Below are 18,171 nucleotides of genomic sequence, written 5' to 3' on the forward strand. Positions count from 1 at the left end.
TTTTCCGCATTGCCCAACAGAATATTGCCCGCACGCAGCGCCAGCGCATCCATCGCGCCGCTCACCGACACGCCCAGATGGCGCCAGGCGGTGCGACCTGCATCCTGCACGGTATTCAGGGCAGCGCTTTGCATGATCTCAATCACAGTTCAATCCTCTCGGGAACAAAACGAATCGTATCGCCCGGCGCCATCAGCGAAGGCGATGCCGCGAGGGGATCAAACACCTCGATCTCCGCATAGCCAATCGCATTCCAGCCGTTGGGGCCGGTCAGCGCCGACACGCCCGCCTGAGGGCCGCCAATGGTCACGGTGCCTTTCAGCATATGAAGCGAGGGCACTTTTTTACGCGGCGTCGCCAGCAGCGGGTCCAGCCCGTGCAGGTAGCCAAACCCCGGTGCGCTGCCAATCGCAAAGACGGTGTAGCATCCCTGATGATGTCGGCGGATCACTTCACGCGGAGAAAAGCCGGTATGGCGGCAGACCGCCTCCAGATCGGTAGCCTGCTCGCCGCCGTAACAAACCGGGATCTCAATCAGCTTGCCCTGTGGATCGATCGCTTTCGTGGTGCGCCAGGCATGGCGCAGGCGGCGTTCTGTGGCTGCCGGATCGTCTGGTGTGGCGCAGAACAGCACCAGCAGGTTGGTCACCCCGGGGATTAACGCTTCGATATCGTCGCACTGCGTCAGCGTTTGCGCCAGCGACCAGATACGCCGCTGCGCGGGGAGATCGAACGCGCCGGGCGCCTCGATCAGCCATGCGCGGCTGCCCATGGTCGACAGCCTCATCTCGTCTTCCCCTGTCGTCGCACGACGCGCCGTTAATTCATGCAGCACATCCATGATTATTCCAGCGGTTCGAATTTCAGGCTTGAAAGCGGCTGAACGCGCTCTTCCCTCACCATTTTGTATTCGGTATCGGGCCCAATCCAGCTGTTCCATATTTTGTCGATGGTGCCGTTGTCGTCCATGGCTTTCAGACTGCTGTTGACGCTGGCGAGCAGCTGCGGTTCATCACGCTTCATCCCGATGCCGATCGGTTCGAGCGCCATGGGTTCTTTGATCATCGCGAGGTTGATGCCGTCTTTTTTCGCCTGCGAAATCATTTTCATGCCGGTCATGGTATTGGTGACAAAACCGACGGCTTTATTTTGCTCCAGCGCCAGGAAAGCGGAGGCGGCGTCCTGGAACGTTACCGGCTTGCCGCCTTTCAACACGATAGATTGCTCGGAGGTTGTGCCCTTGGTGGCGCTGATGCGTTTATGTTTAAAATCCGCCAGGGTTTTGTTGGCGTTTGCTTCCTTGACCAACAGCATCTCTTTGGCAACGTAATAGGGATCGCTGAACTGAATCTGATTGCCGCGCGTTTTGGTGTAGGCCAGGTTAGCAATCAGCACGTCGGCGCGACCGGTGGCAATGACCGCGATGCGCGCTTCAACTGACGTCGGCATCAGTTGCAGCTTCACGCCCATCTGTCTGGCCAGCGCAGCGCAAAGATCAACGTCCATCCCCGCCAGCTGACGCGTTTTCGGATCGGGCGAAGAGAAAGGCGTCACGTCAGAGTAAACGGCGCATTTTAATTCACCACGCGATTTAATATCCGACAGCACATCCGCTTTAGCGGACGTCATCGCCAGGAACAGCGGCAATACCAGTGCACAGGAGCCATATTTGAGTCTCATTGCTGTTTACCCTCAATCGCTTTTACAGGATGAAAAATGACTATATCGACATTGGATCAGGCCAGGGTAAGAGGGAAAGCCTGTAGGGAGATACAGGATTTATATGACAGCCGATGAAAGACGGGTAATAAGTAAAATCTATCCGGCGAAAACAAAATACTCTTATCCGCTCCGCTTTTTTACCCTCTAAGGTAGCCCTTAATACGGTGTTGCAACCGCCTCTCCCCAATCCGAAGGTAAGCTATTCATGAATGCCAGAGTGGGCGTTTCCCTGAAAATAGTCTCTGCATTATGCGCAACATTAATGCTCGCGTGCGTTAAAGGTTTACAGGGCGCTATTCCAACCGGCGAAGTGATTTTTTTCCGCTCGTTTGTCGCCATGTTTCCCCTGCTGATCTGGTTAAAAATGCAGGGTAAGGTTCTGGAGAGTCTGAAAACACGCAATATTTTCGGCCACTTTATTCGCGGTTTTTCCGGCACCGGCGGAATGTATTTTAACTATCTGGCGCTGGTTTATATTTCGCTGGCGGATGCCACCGCCATCAGCTATGCCGCGCCGCTGTTTACCGTCATTATGGCGGCCCTGCTGTTAAAAGAGAGCGTTCGCCTCGCTCGCTGGATCGCCGTTGTGGTGGGTTTTTCCGGCATTATCATCATGCTTTCGGCAAATTTAACCGCAGGAAGCTCTTTTTTCTCTGCCGGTGGCGCGCACGCTGGCGCGGGAATTGGCGCCGTCTTCGCGCTGATCGCCGCGCTCTGTTCTGCCACCTCAAGCGTTCAGATTCGTTTTCTTAACGGCATGGAGAAACCCGGCGCCATTGTGTTCTATTTTTCCCTGATGACCACGCTGATTGGTCTGGCGACGGCGCTGTTCGGCTGGCGCATGCCTTCTCCAGCGCAGTTTTTATTGCTGACGGGCTGCGGTTTTTTTGGCGGCATGGCGCAGATACTGGTGACGCTCAGCCTGCGTTATACCGACGCCTCTTTGCTGGCGCCGTTTGATTACACCACGCTGGTATGGTCGATGGTCATTGGCTATCTGTTCCTGGGCAGTCTGCCAGGACCGGCAACGCTGGTGGGCGCCTCAATCGTCGCGCTGGCCGGGATCTTTGCTGTCTGGAGCGATCGCCGCCAGCGACGAGGCCATGTGATGCGCTCCACCTGACGCCCGTTATTCGTCATATCGCGCCCTGGCGGCGCGGAAACGATCGGCCGAACTGATGATCCAGTGCCAGAGCGGCAGCATCTGAATCAGTAATTCTTTACCCAGATCGGTGATGGAATAGACCACGCGCGGCCGCTTTTCCTGAAAATCGTGGCGGGCGATGAGGCCGTCCCGCTCCAGCTGGCGTAGCGTTCGCGTCAGCATTCTCTGCGTGACGCCTTGCAGCAAACGGCCGATTTCCGCGTGTCGCAGTGGCCCGCGGGTGCCCAGAAGATGCACCACGCCCAGCGACCAGCGGTTGCCCGCATGGGTGAGAATGTCCCGCTTCAGGCCATCATCGTCATCGCTTAATCCTTCACAAATCGCTTCAGAAAATTGCAGTACCGCTTCCTGATCCCACGCCATTTCGCCTCCGGTATCACTGATGTGCCTGATTGAACACGCTTTCATCACGTGTCAGGCTGATGTCACACAACAGGAGGAAGTATGACCTATTCAACTGAAAAATCAGCCATTGCTGTTTTAGTACTTGGTGCGGGCGAGCTGGGTATGCCGGTGTTGCGGGCAATGAGCCGCAAAGCACAAAGCCATTCACAGGTCACAGTCAGCGTGCTGCTCAGAACACCAGCCGCCCATGCTGCGTCCGGCTCGCAAAAAGCGCGGCGTGACGCGTTAGCGGATTTGAATATTTCGGTGGTAGAGGGCGATTTACAGCAGCAGTCAGTTGCTGAACTGAGCGCGCTGTTCCGCTCGTTTGACGCAGTCATTAATTGCAGTGGCTTTGTTGGCGGGCCGGGAACGCAAATAAAGATCACCCAGGCCGTATTACAGGCAAAGGTGCCGCGATATTTTCCCTGGCAGTTTGGCGTTGACTACGACATCGTGGGCAAAGGCAGTGGGCAGCAGGTATGGGATGAGCAGTTGGAGGTGCGCCACCTGCTGCGCGCGCAGCGCGAGACGGATTGGGTGATTGTTTCAACAGGCATTTTTACCAGTTATCTGTTCGATCCCGCTTTTGGCGTGGTGGATGCGGCGAACAAAACCGTTTATGCCCCTGGCGACTGGCAGAATGCGGTGACGCTGACCACGCCAGAAGATATTGGTGTGCTGACCGCCGAGATATTTTTCCACCAGCCAGAAATTCGTAATGAAGTGGTGTACATCGCGGGCGATACGCTGACGTACGAGGCGCTTGCCGATTTAATGCAGGCTCGCTGGCAGGGAGAGATCACGCGAAAGCTGCTGGATAAAGAAACGCTGCTCGCCGACGTGCAGGCGCGTCCCGATGACGTGGCGGCAAAATACCGCCTCGCCTTTGCGCGCCCTGACGGCGTGGCATGGGATAAGTCGGAGACCTTTAACGCACGGCACAAAATAGCGACCATTACCGCTGAACAGTGGCTTGCCGGTTAGCACGACAGCCAGCCTGCGCTCAGACAAACAAAACCCCGCCGAAGCGGGGTTGTTCAACGCGCATACGAAAAGCATTAAACGGGATCAGAACGGAATATCGTCGTCAAAATCCATTGGCGGCTCGTTACCCGCCGGGGCATTGTTCTGCTGCTGCGGCTGTTGCTGTGGACGGGACTGCTGCTGCTGACCACCGCCGCTGTATTGGTTGCTGCCGCCCTGCGGCTGCTGCGGCTGGCCCCAGCCGTTGTTGTTATTGCCGCCAGCCGGTGCGCCAGCGCCGCCGCCGTTCTGGCGTCCGCCCAGCATCTGCATGGTGCCGCCAATATTGACCACGACTTCAGTAGTATATTTTTCTACGCCAGCCTGATCGGTCCACTTACGCGTTTGCAGTGCGCCTTCAATATAAACCTGCGAGCCTTTACGCAGGTATTCGCCCGCGACTTCCGCCAGCTTGCCGAACAGCACCACGCGGTGCCATTCAGTTTTCTCTTTCGTTTCGCCGGTTTGCTTATCACGCCAGCTTTCAGACGTGGCCAGGGTGATGTTGGCAACGGCGCCGCCATTCGGCATGTAGCGGACTTCCGGGTCCTGGCCCAGATTTCCGACAAGAATCACTTTGTTAACGCCTCTGCTGGCCATGGTCGTGTCTCCGATGAATGTTCTGCTTTAAGTCTAAGCCGAAAATTCTAACATGCCATACCCGCACTTCCTACTTTGGAATAGCGCTCGGAAAGGGTTTATCGCGTTTGCAGCGTTGCAGGCCGCGTCCTGCCTCGGATCGTAAATTTCCGCTGATGTTGCGGCGCGTCTCATGCCTCGCCTGCAAAAGAACACTGTATATCCAATCAGGTTATTTTGTGCCATAATTACTGGCTTAATTCTGGCCGTGTCCGCACGGTGAGGCTCGTGTAACTCCGGGAAGTGTGAATGGATAAGATCGAAGTACGGGGTGCCCGCACCCATAATTTGAAAAATATCAACCTGATCATCCCTCGCGACAAACTGATCGTTATCACCGGCCTTTCGGGCTCTGGTAAGTCCTCGCTGGCGTTTGACACGCTGTACGCAGAAGGGCAGCGTCGCTACGTAGAATCGCTTTCTGCCTATGCGCGTCAGTTTCTCTCCCTGATGGAAAAACCGGATGTTGATCATATCGAAGGGCTGTCGCCTGCGATTTCGATTGAGCAAAAGTCCACTTCACATAACCCACGCTCGACCGTGGGCACGATCACTGAAATTCATGACTACCTGCGCCTGCTGTTTGCTCGCGTCGGCGAACCGCGCTGCCCGGATCATGACGTTCCACTGGCCGCGCAAACCGTCAGCCAGATGGTGGATAACGTGCTGGCGCTGCCGGAAGGGCATCGCCTGATGCTGCTGGCGCCGATTGTCAAAGAGCGCAAGGGCGAGCATACCAAAACGCTGGAAAATCTGGCGACGCAGGGCTATATCCGCGCTCGCATTGACGGTGAAGTGTGCGACCTTTCCGATCCGCCGAAGCTGGAGCTTCAGAAGAAGCACACTATTGAAGTGGTGGTGGATCGCTTCAAGGTGCGTGAAGATCTGCAACAGCGCCTTGCCGAATCGTTTGAAACGGCGCTGGAGCTTTCCGGCGGCACGGCGGTTGTAGCCAATATGGACGATGCCAGCGTTGAAGAGCTGGTCTTTTCCGCCAACTTTGCCTGTCCCGTCTGCGGCTACAGCATGTCTGAACTGGAACCGCGCCTGTTCTCGTTTAACAATCCGGCAGGCGCCTGCCCAACCTGTGATGGTTTGGGCGTGCAACAGTATTTCGATCCCGATCGCGTGGTGCAGAACCCGGAGCTGTCGCTGGCGGGCGGCGCTATTCGCGGATGGGATCGCCGCAACTTCTACTATTTTCAGATGCTGCGTTCGCTGGCCGAACACCTGAATTTTGATGTTGAATCCCCTTTTGATTCGCTGGATGACAAAGCGCGAAGCGTGATCCTTTACGGCTCAGGGAAAGAGAGCATCCAGTTCAAATATATCAACGACCGTGGCGACACCTCGGTGCGTCGGCATCCGTTCGAAGGCGTGCTGCATAATATGGAGCGCCGTTACAAAGAGACGGAATCCTCCGCGGTACGCGAGGATCTGGCTAAGTTTATCAGCAACCGTCCCTGCACCAGCTGTCACGGTACGCGTCTCAAGCGTGAAGCGCGCCACGTATTTGTGGAAAACACCACGCTGCCGGCCATTTCTGATATGAGCATCGGCCATGCGATGGCGTTTTTCCAGAACATGAAGCTGAGCGGACAACGGGCAAAAATTGCTGAGAAAGTGCTGAAAGAGATCGGCGATCGCCTGAAGTTTTTGGTTAACGTTGGCCTCAACTATCTTTCGATGTCGCGCTCAGCAGAAACGCTTTCAGGCGGCGAGGCGCAGCGTATTCGCCTGGCGAGCCAGATCGGCGCAGGACTTGTTGGCGTCATGTACGTGCTGGATGAACCGTCAATCGGTTTGCATCAGCGTGATAACGAACGCCTGTTGGAAACGCTGGTGCATCTGCGCAATCTGGGCAACACGGTGATTGTGGTTGAGCATGACGAAGACGCGATCCGCGCGGCAGATCATGTGATTGATATCGGGCCGGGCGCAGGCGTGCACGGCGGTCAGATTGTGGCAGAGGGAACCGTTGACGATATCATGGCGGTGAAGGATTCACTGACCGGTCAATACCTTAGCGGCAAGCGCGGTATTAAAGTACCGGAAGAACGGGTAAAAGCCGATCCGGGCAAAGTGCTGAAAATCACCGGCGCGAAAGGCAACAACCTGAAGGACGTCACGCTCTCCCTGCCGGTTGGCCTGTTCAGCTGCATTACCGGCGTGTCCGGCTCCGGCAAGTCCACGTTGATCAACGATACGCTCTTCCCGATTGCGCAGCGTCAGTTAAACGGCGCCACCATTGCCGAGGCGGCGCCTTACCGCGACGTAACCGGCATGGAGCATTTCGACAAGGTTATCGATATTAATCAGAGCCCAATCGGCCGCACGCCACGATCCAACCCGGCCACCTATACCGGCATTTTCACGCCGGTACGCGAGCTGTTCGCCGGGGTGCCGGAATCGCGTACGCGCGGCTATACGCCGGGTCGCTTCAGCTTTAACGTGCGCGGCGGCCGTTGCGAAGCGTGCCAGGGCGACGGCGTGATTAAGGTGGAGATGCACTTCCTGCCGGATATTTACGTGCCGTGCGATCAGTGCAAAGGCAAACGTTATAACCGCGAAACGCTGGAAATTAAATACAAGGGTAAAAGCATTCACGAAGTGCTGGAGATGACCATCGAAGAGGCGCGCGAATTCTTTGATGCCGTGCCGGCGCTGGCGCGCAAGCTGCAAACACTGATGGACGTCGGCCTTTCGTATATTCGTCTGGGGCAGTCAGCCACCACGCTCTCCGGCGGCGAAGCGCAGCGCGTTAAGCTGGCGCGCGAACTGTCGAAACGCGGCACCGGTCAGACGCTCTATATTCTTGATGAACCAACCACCGGCCTGCACTTTGCCGATATTCAGCAACTGCTGGAGGTTCTGCATCAGTTGAGGGATCAGGGCAATACCATTGTGGTGATTGAACACAATCTGGACGTGATTAAAACCGCAGACTGGATTGTTGATCTCGGCCCGGAGGGCGGCAGCGGCGGTGGGCAGATACTGGTTTCCGGCACGCCGGAAACGGTGGCGAAATGCGCAGAATCGCATACCGCCCGCTTCCTTAAGCCCTTGCTTAAACTCAAGTAAAATCCTCATGGGGCGACGTTTTTCGCCCCATTTACTGCACGGTTCCTCATCAACTTGCAGGATCAGGCAAGATTCAGACAGGTTTCGGTATACCCGCTTCGCCACTCTCTGACTATCCTTATGGTTCCGCGTTACCTCTACAACGCTTTCATAACTGGAGATACCATGAATATCACTCATGCCTGGGCTGCACAGGATGCAAAATCGAAGCTGGCCCCTTTTGACTACCAGCCACGTGAGCTGCGTGAACACGATGTCCAGATTGAAGTTATATACTGTGGCGTGTGCCATTCCGACCTGCATCAGGCCCGCAACGAGTGGAAAAACACCATTTTTCCGGTCGTACCTGGCCATGAAATCGTTGGACGCGTAACGGCTGTTGGCGGTCATACGCACAAATACAAAGTGGGCGATATTGTCGGCGTTGGCTGTATGGTTGATTCCTGTCGTAGCTGTGCCAGCTGTGATGAAGGGCTTGAGCAGTACTGCGAAAATGGCTTTACCGCAACGTATAATGGCGAAGACCGTCAAACCGGCGATATCACCTACGGCGGCTATTCCACTCAGGTCGTGGTCAACGAAGACTTCGTCCTGCGCATTCCTGAAAACCTGGATCTGGCCGGCACCGCGCCGCTGCTGTGTGCAGGCATCACCACCTATTCGCCGTTGCATCACTGGAAAGTGGGCCCTGGCAAAAAAGTGGGCATCGTCGGCCTCGGCGGCCTCGGCCACATGGGCGTGAAAATTGCCCACGCGATGGGCGCGCACGTGGTGCTTTTCACCACCTCGCCATCAAAAATCGAAGACGGCAAGCGTCTTGGTGCCGATGAAGTGGTAATTTCTAAAGACGCCGACCAGATGGCGGCCCACGTCAACAGCTTCGACTTTATCCTTAACACCGTTGCGGCTGAGCACGATCTGAATCCGTTTATCAACCTGCTGCGCCGTGATGGCAATATGACGCTGGTTGGCGTGCCGGAAAATAATCATCCTTCACCGGATGTTGCCAGCCTGATATTCAAACGCCGTAGCGTGGCCGGTTCACTGATTGGCGGCATCAAAGAAACGCAGGACATGCTGGATTTCTGCGGCAAACACAATATCACTTCAGATATTGAGATGATCAATATGAATGAGATCAACGAAGCCTACGAACGCATGCTGAAAAGCGACGTGAAATACCGCTTTGTTATCGACATTGATACGCTGCGCGGCTGATTGCGCAATCGGGGCGGCCTTGCCGCCGCCCCACCTGCTATTCCTTACCCTTTTCGGGTATTCAGCGCCTGCTGCCAGGACGCATCCACCAGATAGTAGATCTGCGAATCCTTCAGCGTTCCATCCAGTAATACCGTGCTCCAGTGCGACTTGTTCAAATGTTCGCTCGGCAACACATCTTTATGCTCTTCTCGTAGCAGATCGGCCAGCGCAGGGGTACTCTTCAGCGCCACGGCAGGACGTCCCTGCACCTCGTGCACCATTGCAAAAAGCACGTCGTCAATTTTGATCTGCGTGGCTTTCCAGTCGCTGTGCACGCTCTGTTCCGCGCCGGGCTTATCCATGCAGTAAGTGAGAAGATCCGATACGTTCATTGTTTATTCCCCTTGCAGCGTGGCGACAATGCGCCGCGCGCCGCCGTGAATACGATGCTCACCCAGCCAGATGCCCTGCCAGGTGCCCAGCGCCAGCCGACCACGGCTGACCGGCAGCAGCAGCGATACGCCCATCAGCGACGATTTGATGTGCCCCGGCATATCGTCGGCGCCTTCATAATCATGTTCGTAAGGTGCATCTTCCGGCACGGTACGCAGAAAATGCTGTTCCATGTCGCTGCGTACGGTGGGATCGCAGTTCTCATTCAGCGTCAGCGAAGCGGAGGTATGCTGCAACAGCAGATGAAGCATACCCGTTTGCACATCGCTCAGGCGGCGCAGTTCGCCCAGCACCTCATCGGTAATGAGATGAAATCCCCGGCTTTTGGGGCTTAAGGTAATGGTTTGCTGATACCACATCGTTGAACTCCTTAACGCAAATGTTTGTTAAGTGTGTAACATGAGGCGAAAAGATAAACCCGAAAAGGGAAAAAGTTATAGCAGCCGGACACGACGCCCGGCCGCAAGGGCTTACATGACGGCCGCGAAGGCCTCTGCGACCTGATGCACGTTCCTGCTGTTGAGTCCGGCCACGCACATGCGGCCGCTGGCAATCAGATAGATGCCAAACTCATTGCGCAGCCGTTCAACCTGCTGCGCGCTCAGGCCGGTATAGCTGAACATGCCGCGCTGCTTAAGCAGATAGTCGAAGTTTTTACCGGGCAACGCCGTGCTCAACACATCGACTAACGCGTGACGCATATCAATAATGCGCAGGCGCATTGCTTCCACTTCGGCCAGCCATTTCGCCCTCAGTTGTGGATCATTCAGCACGCAGGAAACCACCTGCGCGCCGAAGTTTGGCGGGCTGGAGTAGTTGCGACGCACGGTTGCCTTCAACTGACCAAGCACGCGAGACGCTTCTTCCGCATTGTTACAGACCACCGACAGCCCGCCAACACGCTCGCCATACAGTGAAAAGATCTTTGAGAACGAGTTGCTGACCAGTACGGGCAGTCCGGCATCGGCGATGGCGCGAATAGCGTAGGCGTCCTCCGCCATCCCCGCCCCGAATCCCTGATAGGCAATATCAAGAAAAGGAATGAGCTGGCGCGCTTTCAGCACGTCAGTTACCGCATCCCATTGCGCATCGGTAAGATCGGCGCCGGTTGGGTTATGGCAGCAGGGATGCAGCAGGACGATGCTCTGCGCCGGTAGCGTGTTCAGCGTTGCGATGAATGCGTCAAACTTAACACCGCAGGTCTCGTCGTCGTACCAGGGATAGGTATTTACCGTAAAACCTGCGCCGGAGAAAATCGCCACATGGTTTTCCCAGGTGGGATCGCTGACCCAGACCTGCGACTGAGGAAAATAGGTTTTAAGGAAATCGGCGCCGATTTTCAACGCGCCGGAGCCGCCGACGGTTTGAATCGTCGCGAGACGGCCCGCTTTTAACGCGGCATGATCTTCACCGAAAAGCAGCGGCGCAATAGCGCTGCGGTACGATGGCAACCCATCCATTGGCAGATAAAGCGACGCGCTATGCTCCCCGGCACTGAGGCGATGTTCTGCTTCAGCCACCGCCTGTAACTGCGGAATGGTGCCCTGTTCGTCGTAATATAGCCCGATGCTCAGGTTTACCTTATGCGGTCGCGTATCCTGTTTGAATGTTTCCATCAGCGTAAGGATGGGATCGCCAGCATAGGCATCAACGTTTTGAAACACGGTGCAGATCTCCGTTTTATTAATCAGATTGCCGCTGGGCGACAAAAGCAGGCTGCCACTATAACCCGTATTCAAGGTAAAAGGTCAGCCTCCGATCTGCATTACTGCGAGCCGACGCGGAAAAAAACGATTGCCGTTTCAGCAATTCATTTCATTTCTGAATCACGTTCGCACCGTTTTCTTTCAGTCGATCCAGCACCACGGAGGTTTTGACATGCGAGACGCTGTGATGCCCCGCCACCAACTGACTGATTAAGGCGCTCAGGCCGGGGAGATCCGCCACCGCCACCTTCAGTAAATAGTCAGCATCGCCGGTGGTTTTCCACGCGTCGACGATGGCGGGCTCATTGGCCACCCTGTGATGAAAGCGTTTTACGTATTCGGCAGTGTGGTTAAGCAGGCGAACTTCAATCAGGCCGATCACGCTCAGCCCTACCGCATCGGGCGAGAGCCTGGCGTGATAGCCGAGGATCAGTCCTGACTGCTCAAGGCTGATGCGGCGACGCGAGCACTGCGAGGCGGAGAGGCCAACCAGATCGCTCAGTTCCTGGTTGGTCAGGCGGCCGTTAGCTTCCAGTAACGTCAGTATTTTTACATCATGTTCATCAGTCTGGCTCATCTGCGATCCGTTAGGTTTTTCAGGCGGACAAGTGAGACAGCTAACGGTATTTTTCGTCCCGCTGTCCAACACTATTTCCCAATACCACAGAAGAGTGAACGCGCGCGGCAGCGGGGTTATTCGTCGTCGTACTGTGGCCCGGCATAGTTATCGAAACGCGACCACTGGCCGTTAAAAGTGAGACGAACCGAGCCGATCGGGCCGTTACGCTGCTTACCGAGAATGATCTCCGCGATCCCTTTCAGATCGCTGTTTTCGTGATAAACCTCATCGCGGTAGATAAACATGATCAGGTCGGCGTCCTGCTCAATCGAGCCGGATTCACGCAGATCTGAGTTGACCGGGCGCTTATCAGCGCGCTGCTCCAGCGATCGGTTAAGCTGCGAGAGCGCCACCACCGGCACCTGTAGCTCTTTCGCCAGCGCCTTCAGCGAGCGGGAGATCTCGGCGATCTCCAGGGTACGGTTTTCTGACAGTGACGGCACGCGCATCAGTTGCAGATAGTCGATCATGATCAGGCTCAGCCCGCCGTGCTCGCGGAAGACGCGTCGCGCGCGCGAGCGTACTTCCGTGGGCGTCAGGCCGGAAGAATCATCGATAAACATGTTTTTCTTTTCCAGCAGGATGCCCATGGTACTGGAGATGCGCGCCCAGTCCTCGTCATCAAGCTGTCCGGTACGAATACGCGTCTGGTCAACGCGCGACAGCGATGCCAGCATACGCATCATGATCTGCTCGCCGGGCATCTCCAGGCTGAAGATCAGAACGGGCTTATCCTGCGTCATCGCAGCATTTTCACACAGGTTCATCGCAAAGGTGGTTTTACCCATAGAAGGACGCGCCGCCACGATGATCAGATCCGAACGCTGAAGCCCGGCGGTCTTTTTATTCAGATCCTGATAACCGGTATCAACGCCGGTTACGCCGTCGTGCGGCGTTTGGTAGAGCGATTCAATGCGCGAGATGGTGGCTTCAAGGATCTGATCGACGCTTTTCGGGCCTTCATCTTTATTGGCGCGATTTTCTGCGATTTGAAAGACGCGGGATTCAGCAAGATCGAGCAGATCCTCGCTGGTGCGTCCTTGCGGATCATAACCGGCGTCGGCGATCTCGTTAGCCACGGCGATCATTTCACGGACGACGGCACGTTCGCGTACGATATCGGCATAAGCGCCTATGTTCGCCGCGCTTGGCGTATTTTTGGACAGCTCCGCCAGGTAAGCAAAACCGCCGACCATGCTCAGTTCGCCGCGCGTTTCCATCGATTCGGACAGGGTAATAAGATCGATAGGTTTGCCCTGCTCCAGCAGGCGCTGCATTTCGCCGAAAATCATCCGGTGCGGGCGGCTGAAGAAATCCTGCGCCACCACGCGCTCGGAAACGTTGTCCCAGCGTTCGTTATCCAGCATCAGCCCGCCCAGTACGGATTGCTCCGCTTCCAGCGAATGGGGCGGTAATTTTAGCCCTTCCATCTGCCGATCGCGCGGCTCGCGCTTATCAACGGATTTGTTGGTGGGTTTATTTCCTGCCATAGTGATGCAATACCAAAAATCTGAGTGGTCGGACGCGCAAGTATACCCGTTTGGTGCCCTGTCGTCCTCCCTCAATGACGCGGAATCAACAGGAGGGAATATGGTAAAACGTATACAAATCAGTCAGCATGGCGGCCCGGAAGTGATGCAGCTGATCGACGTCGATTTGCCCGAACCGGCCGCAGGTGAAGTGGTTGTTGAGAACAAAGCGATTGGTATCAATTACATCGATACCTATATGCGCAGCGGACTCTATCCGGCACAGTTGCCAACAGGACTGGGAACCGAAGCCGCCGGCGTGGTAAAGCGCGTGGGTGAAGGCGTAACAGCGGTGAAACCGGGCGACCGGGTCGTTTATGCCCATTCCGCTTTGGGTGCCTATAGCGAATCTCACGTGGTGCCCGTCGATAAACTCGCCGTGCTTCCCGACTGTATTACTTATGAGCAGGCGGCGGCCTCTTTCCTGAAAGGTCTGACCGTTCACTACCTTCTGCGTCAGACCTATGTGATTCAGCCGGATGAGGTTTTTCTTTTCCATGCGGCGGCCGGCGGCGTTGGGCTGATCGCCTGTCAGTGGGCGAAAGCACTGGGCGCACGTTTAATCGGTACGGCAGGATCGGCTGAGAAGGCCGCACGAGCAAAAGCGGCGGGCGCCTGGGCCACCATAAATTACCGCGAAGAGAACGTGGCCGAACGTGTATCGACACTCACAAACGGCAAAATGGTGCGAGTGGTGTATGACTCCGTTGGTAAAGATACCTGGGAGACGTCACTGGACTGCCTGCAACGGCGCGGGCTGATGGTCAGTTTCGGTAACGCTTCCGGCCCGGTAACCGGCGTTAATTTAGGTATTCTGAATCAGAAGGGATCGCTGTACGTTACCCGTCCTTCGCTGCACGGCTATATCACCAGCCGCGAGTCACTGATCAATGCCAGCAACGAGCTTTTTTCAATGATCGCCAGTGGTGCTATCAATGTGGACGTGCCGGACCAGCAGAAGTTCGCGTTAAAAGATGCGCAGCAGGCGCATAAAACGTTGGAAAGCCGTGCCACACAGGGTTCCAGTTTGTTGATCCCGTGATGCGCAGAAATGGCAAGGGCCTCCCGCAAGGAGGCCCTTTTTTCTTTTTTATCGTTCGCGCGGTTTGTAGGGTACGGCGGCGAATCTGGAGGAGCATCCTGGCAGAGTTCATAAGTAAAAAATATGGGTTATCACGGATTCATCTTATGAAGATGCCAGAATGTGATCGCGGCCGCATTCTCACCTGTAACTGTTATCACTTTCACGATTTCTACGCCGTGGCGGTCACTCTGTCGGCGACCAGGGCCAGCGCCTGTTCGACCGTTTCAATACTGGCGCCCGGCTTGTGAGCATTTTCGCTCAGGTAACGACGCCACTGGCGCGCGCCCGGAATGCCCTGAAAAAGGCCAAGCATGTGACGCGTGATATGGCCCAGGTAAGTGCCGTTCGCCAGTTCCCGTTCAATGTAGGGATACATTGCACGCACCACCGCAACCGAATCAACCGCAGGCTGGCTGCTGCCAAACAGTTCGCGGTCGACCTGCGCCAGTATGCCGGGATTTTGATACGCCTCGCGCCCCATCATCACGCCATCCACGTGTTGCAGGTGCGTTCTGGCCTCTTCAAGAGACTTTACGCCGCCGTTAATCGACATCGTCAGATGCGGGAAGTCACGTTTCAGTTGATAGACGCGTGCGTAATCCAGCGGCGGGATTTCGCGATTCTCTTTCGGGCTGAGGCCCGACAGCCATGCCTTGCGCGCGTGGATGATAAATGTCTCGCAGCCGCCCTGCTCCGAAACCTGACGAATAAAGTCGCAGAGAAATTCGTAGCTATCCTGTTCATCAATACCAATGCGTGTTTTCACCGTGACCGGAATCGACAGCTGGTCACGCATCGCCTTCACACAGTCGGCGACCAGCGCCGCCTCGCCCATCAGGCAGGCGCCGAAACGACCATTTTGAACGCGATCGGAGGGACAGCCGACGTTCAGGTTCACTTCACTGTAGCCGCGCGCTTCCGCCAGGCGTGCGCATTGCGCCAGCGCCGCAGGATCGCTACCGCCCAACTGCAATGCGACGGGCTGCTCTTCCTGGCTCCACGCCAGATAGTCGCCTTTACCATGAATGATGGCGCCGGTGGTGACCATTTCCGTATAAAGCAGAGCCTCACGCGTTAGCTGTCGATGAAAATAACGGCAGTGGCGGTCGGTCCAGTCCAGCATGGGTGCGATGGAGAAACGAAGGGCGGGCAGATGTTGGGTCATAGGGCGTGCTAACTCGATGGGTTCAAAAAATCAGCGTAATGATAACACGCGCCCCTGTCGCGATCATCTCAAGCTGTCGCGCAGGCGGTAAAAGGGGCGCACGGAGCGCCCCCGGACAATCAGAACGTAAAGTTCATTTGCGCTACCGCGCCCCAGGTGTTGTCGTCGCCCTTCATACCTGCAAGGTCGAGATGGACTTTATTAAAGGGTGATATGCCAAAACCGGCAGTCACCACGTTGGTGTCGTTAGACTTCATATCTGCACGGTAGCCGGCGCGTAGCTGGAGCCAGCTCAGCAGGCGATATTCGGCACCGACGCCCGCATACTGACTTTGATCCTGCGTTTTAAAGCGTTTGGTCGGCGTCGCATCAACATCCAGTGCGGTGGTCAGGCGGTCGGTATGGAACGAGACGCCGGGCGTGACCACAGGTCGGATCTGATAAGTGTCTTTGAATCCGCTGATCTCTTTGGTTTCAATATCGCGAGAAATCAGGTTTTGCGCACTGACGCCCAGCGTCCAGTTATCGTTCAGATCGGTTGCGGCGCCCGCATCGATGTTGAAACCGGTGTCGTCATTTTTGTAGCGGCCTTTTTTGAAGTCTGATTTGTCGTAGTTATAGACCGACGCGCTGTAGTTATAGAGATAGGTTTTCTGCAATTTCGGCGTCACGCCGAAGGAAACCGGCTGCCCTGCGATGGTGAACTCATGCGCTACGGCAACGCCATAATCGTAAACAATCGCGCCACGGCCCAGCCCGGCAGAGGTCAGCCTGTCTTCATCGCCAGGCAGCGGAAAAATAGTGCCGTCGGCCACGCCCTGAAGGTAATCAATATCGCTCTGGCTGACGGCGGCTCTGACATTCGCCGTGCCGTAGGCTTTGGTGACGAAGGCAAACGGCAGCACCTCATTGGGTACGGTCACAGCAAACGCAACGCCTGCGGTGCCGGAGGCCTGATTGCCCTTCATGCCGCGCAACTGGCTGGCAAGATCGCCAGCTGCGGCCTGCACGCGTGGATAATCGGCCGGAGTGAAGCTACCGCTATTAGCGATGTCCTGGTAACTGTCGACGCTGTCGGTCAAATCATCAATCTTATCAATCAGCTTGTGTTTGTCCGTGAGCTGAACGCCCGCCGCAGGAAGAATAATGCTGACGTTGTCTTCCGGCCGCGCTTTGGTCATTAACGCCGGGTTAGCCAGCACCGCAGTGCCGTAGGTGGATGACGCCACGCCCGTACCGCCCATTGCATCATTACGCGCATCGTAATAGTTGCCGGCTGCAAGCGCGCCGAGAGGGACGGAAAACAGGACAGTAAATACCGCAGGTTGGGAAAATCGTTTCGACATACTGATTTTTTTTGCCATTTTGCTTTAAACCCATCCATAAAAGAAGAGTGCGCGCTCATAACGTGAGCCCGGTGCGATGACCTGCATAATGAACATTTTTGGAACAATTCATTGCTGAGAAAACAGGAACAATTCACTGGCTTTTCTGCTCATTGACCCTTTATTTATCTGTTAACACGCTAATTAATAAAGTGGGCAACAGGGTCATTTTGGCTCGATTCCCTTCCCTGCCTGCCTCTGGCAACAAGTTTCATCTTTATTCACGCCAATGACATTAATATTATTTTAGTGAAAATTTCAGACACGAGCAGAAACAATGAGAAAAATCAGTTTTCATTAACGATAGCGCATTAGGGCAAATACCACCGGTTTCTGGAGTTTCGCTGGTAAGCAACCCTGTGGCAAAGAGGAAATATTTATGGGGAAGCGGAATTCGGCGTTTCAGTTATGCCGTGATAACATAACAATCACTATCGTGCGGAGGGCAATACAATGAACCTGAACAGTCCTGAAAAAATTCTCTCTCAGGCAGAGGTGCTTTGTCAGCAGCGTAATGTCAGATTGACGCCTCAGCGCCTGGAAGTTCTTCGTTTAATGAGCCAGCGCAGCGGCGCAATCAGTGCTTATGACCTTCTGGATCTGCTTCGTGAGTCCGAACCGCAGGCGAAACCGCCCACGGTGTATCGCGCGCTCGATTTTCTGCTCGAACAGGGATTTGTCCATCGCGTAGAGTCAACAAACAGCTATGTGGTCTGCCATCACTTCGAAGAACCTTCACACAGTTCAGCGATGTTGATCTGCGATCGCTGCGGCTCGGTTGCTGAACAGCATGCGGATGGCGTTGAAGAGATATTGAAAACGCTGGCGCTAAAATCAGGTTTTGTACTGGCGCATAGCGTAATAGAAGCGCATGGTTTGTGCGAAGAGTGTACAGTTGTTGAAAGCTGCACCGATCGTAAAGAGTGCAAGCATGATCACAAGGAATGGGTGTCAAAGAAACGCGGGCGCTGAGAAATTCGGGACGATAAGAGGGATTAAGCGGCACTGTCCAT

17 protein-coding genes and 1 pseudogene are annotated in these 18,171 nt (G+C 55.5%); 6 read left to right on the forward strand and 12 right to left on the reverse strand.

Translation table 11 applies throughout. The features are described 5' to 3' along the window. The 3 genes and pseudogenes from GS12_RS24270 to GS12_RS08815 form a co-directional block, all read right to left on the reverse strand. Positions 1–146: pseudogene (locus tag GS12_RS24270) on the reverse strand (allophanate hydrolase); the annotation flags it as partial. After that, positions 143–841 (reverse strand): 5-oxoprolinase subunit PxpB, encoded by a 699-nt coding sequence (pxpB, locus tag GS12_RS08810; protein WP_052118403.1) that lies wholly within the window; start codon positions 839–841, stop codon positions 143–145. The gene pxpB and the pseudogene GS12_RS24270, both read right to left, overlap by 4 nt. Positions 842–843: 2 nt before the next feature. Next, a complete protein-coding gene (locus GS12_RS08815) occupies positions 844–1,680 on the reverse strand; it encodes a transporter substrate-binding domain-containing protein (protein ID WP_034946019.1) in 837 nt (278 codons plus the stop codon). Positions 1,681–1,927: 247 nt separating this feature from the next. On the opposite strand from GS12_RS08815, the gene GS12_RS08820 reads away from it, so the two are divergent. After that, positions 1,928–2,845: a DMT family transporter gene (locus tag GS12_RS08820; protein ID WP_034946022.1), complete on the forward strand. Its 918-nt coding sequence runs from the start codon at positions 1,928–1,930 to the stop codon at positions 2,843–2,845. Between the two features lie 6 nt (positions 2,846–2,851). Here the strand turns inward: GS12_RS08820 and GS12_RS08825 are convergent, their stop codons facing one another. Then, positions 2,852–3,250 carry a winged helix-turn-helix transcriptional regulator gene (locus tag GS12_RS08825; RefSeq protein WP_034946025.1) on the reverse strand — a complete coding sequence of 133 codons (399 nt, stop codon included), beginning with the start codon at positions 3,248–3,250 and terminating at the stop codon, positions 2,852–2,854. An 81-nt stretch (positions 3,251–3,331) separates the two neighbouring features. Between GS12_RS08825 and GS12_RS08830 the strand changes: the two genes are divergently transcribed. Continuing rightward, the gene (locus GS12_RS08830; protein ID WP_034946028.1) at positions 3,332–4,258 is read left to right on the forward strand and encodes an aromatic alcohol reductase; all 927 of its coding nucleotides are present in this window, start codon (positions 3,332–3,334) and stop codon (positions 4,256–4,258) included. Between the two features lie 84 nt (positions 4,259–4,342). Here GS12_RS08830 and GS12_RS08835 read toward each other — a convergent pair whose 3' ends face one another. After that, on the reverse strand, positions 4,343–4,897 hold the full coding sequence (locus tag GS12_RS08835; protein WP_034946031.1) for a single-stranded DNA-binding protein: 555 nt from the start codon (positions 4,895–4,897) through the stop codon (positions 4,343–4,345). A 288-nt stretch (positions 4,898–5,185) separates the two neighbouring features. Here GS12_RS08835 and uvrA point away from each other — a divergent pair, with 288 nt between their 5' ends. Both uvrA and GS12_RS08845 read left to right on the forward strand, forming a co-directional pair. Further along, on the forward strand, positions 5,186–8,017 hold the full coding sequence (gene uvrA, locus GS12_RS08840; protein ID WP_034946034.1) for an excinuclease ABC subunit UvrA: 2,832 nt from the start codon (positions 5,186–5,188) through the stop codon (positions 8,015–8,017). A gap of 165 nt (positions 8,018–8,182) precedes the next feature. Then, positions 8,183–9,235, forward strand: a complete 1,053-nt coding sequence (locus GS12_RS08845; protein WP_034946037.1) for an NAD(P)-dependent alcohol dehydrogenase — start codon at positions 8,183–8,185, stop codon at positions 9,233–9,235. 44 nt (positions 9,236–9,279) lie between these two features. Here the strand turns inward: GS12_RS08845 and GS12_RS08850 are convergent, their stop codons facing one another. The 5 genes from GS12_RS08850 to dnaB all read right to left on the reverse strand — a co-directional run bounded on the left by GS12_RS08850 (position 9,280) and on the right by dnaB (position 13,485). Continuing rightward, the gene (locus GS12_RS08850; protein WP_034911465.1) at positions 9,280–9,609 is read right to left on the reverse strand and encodes an MmcQ/YjbR family DNA-binding protein; all 330 of its coding nucleotides are present in this window, start codon (positions 9,607–9,609) and stop codon (positions 9,280–9,282) included. A gap of 3 nt (positions 9,610–9,612) precedes the next feature. Continuing rightward, a complete protein-coding gene (locus GS12_RS08855) occupies positions 9,613–10,029 on the reverse strand; it encodes a secondary thiamine-phosphate synthase enzyme YjbQ (protein WP_034911464.1) in 417 nt (138 codons plus the stop codon). Positions 10,030–10,140: 111 nt separating this feature from the next. After that, complete coding sequence (locus GS12_RS08860) at positions 10,141–11,334, reverse strand: amino acid aminotransferase (protein ID WP_034946107.1); 1,194 nt, start codon at positions 11,332–11,334, stop codon at positions 10,141–10,143. Between the two features lie 151 nt (positions 11,335–11,485). Then, positions 11,486–11,953 (reverse strand): Lrp/AsnC family transcriptional regulator, encoded by a 468-nt coding sequence (locus GS12_RS08865; protein WP_034911461.1) that lies wholly within the window; start codon positions 11,951–11,953, stop codon positions 11,486–11,488. Positions 11,954–12,069: 116 nt separating this feature from the next. Continuing rightward, complete coding sequence (gene dnaB / locus GS12_RS08870) at positions 12,070–13,485, reverse strand: replicative DNA helicase (RefSeq protein ID WP_034911458.1); 1,416 nt, start codon at positions 13,483–13,485, stop codon at positions 12,070–12,072. A gap of 100 nt (positions 13,486–13,585) precedes the next feature. On the opposite strand from dnaB, the gene GS12_RS08875 reads away from it, so the two are divergent. Continuing rightward, positions 13,586–14,566, forward strand: coding sequence for a quinone oxidoreductase (locus GS12_RS08875; protein ID WP_034946040.1), 981 nt, complete (start codon positions 13,586–13,588; stop codon positions 14,564–14,566). Positions 14,567–14,777: 211 nt separating this feature from the next. Here GS12_RS08875 and dusA read toward each other — a convergent pair whose 3' ends face one another. Beyond that, complete coding sequence (gene dusA, locus GS12_RS08880; RefSeq protein ID WP_034946043.1) at positions 14,778–15,773, reverse strand: tRNA dihydrouridine(20/20a) synthase DusA; 996 nt, start codon at positions 15,771–15,773, stop codon at positions 14,778–14,780. A 119-nt stretch (positions 15,774–15,892) separates the two neighbouring features. Next, entirely contained in the window at positions 15,893–17,137 is a 1,245-nt protein-coding gene (locus GS12_RS08885; RefSeq protein WP_034946045.1) for a conjugal transfer protein TraF, read from the reverse strand. A gap of 474 nt (positions 17,138–17,611) precedes the next feature. Here GS12_RS08885 and zur point away from each other — a divergent pair, with 474 nt between their 5' ends. Further along, a complete protein-coding gene (gene zur, locus GS12_RS08890) occupies positions 17,612–18,130 on the forward strand; it encodes a zinc uptake transcriptional repressor Zur (protein WP_034946048.1) in 519 nt (172 codons plus the stop codon). The last annotated feature ends 41 nt before the right edge of the window (positions 18,131–18,171 follow it).

The organism is Erwinia oleae, assembly GCF_000770305.1.
Taxonomy (GTDB): Bacteria; Pseudomonadota; Gammaproteobacteria; order Enterobacterales; family Enterobacteriaceae; genus Erwinia; species Erwinia oleae.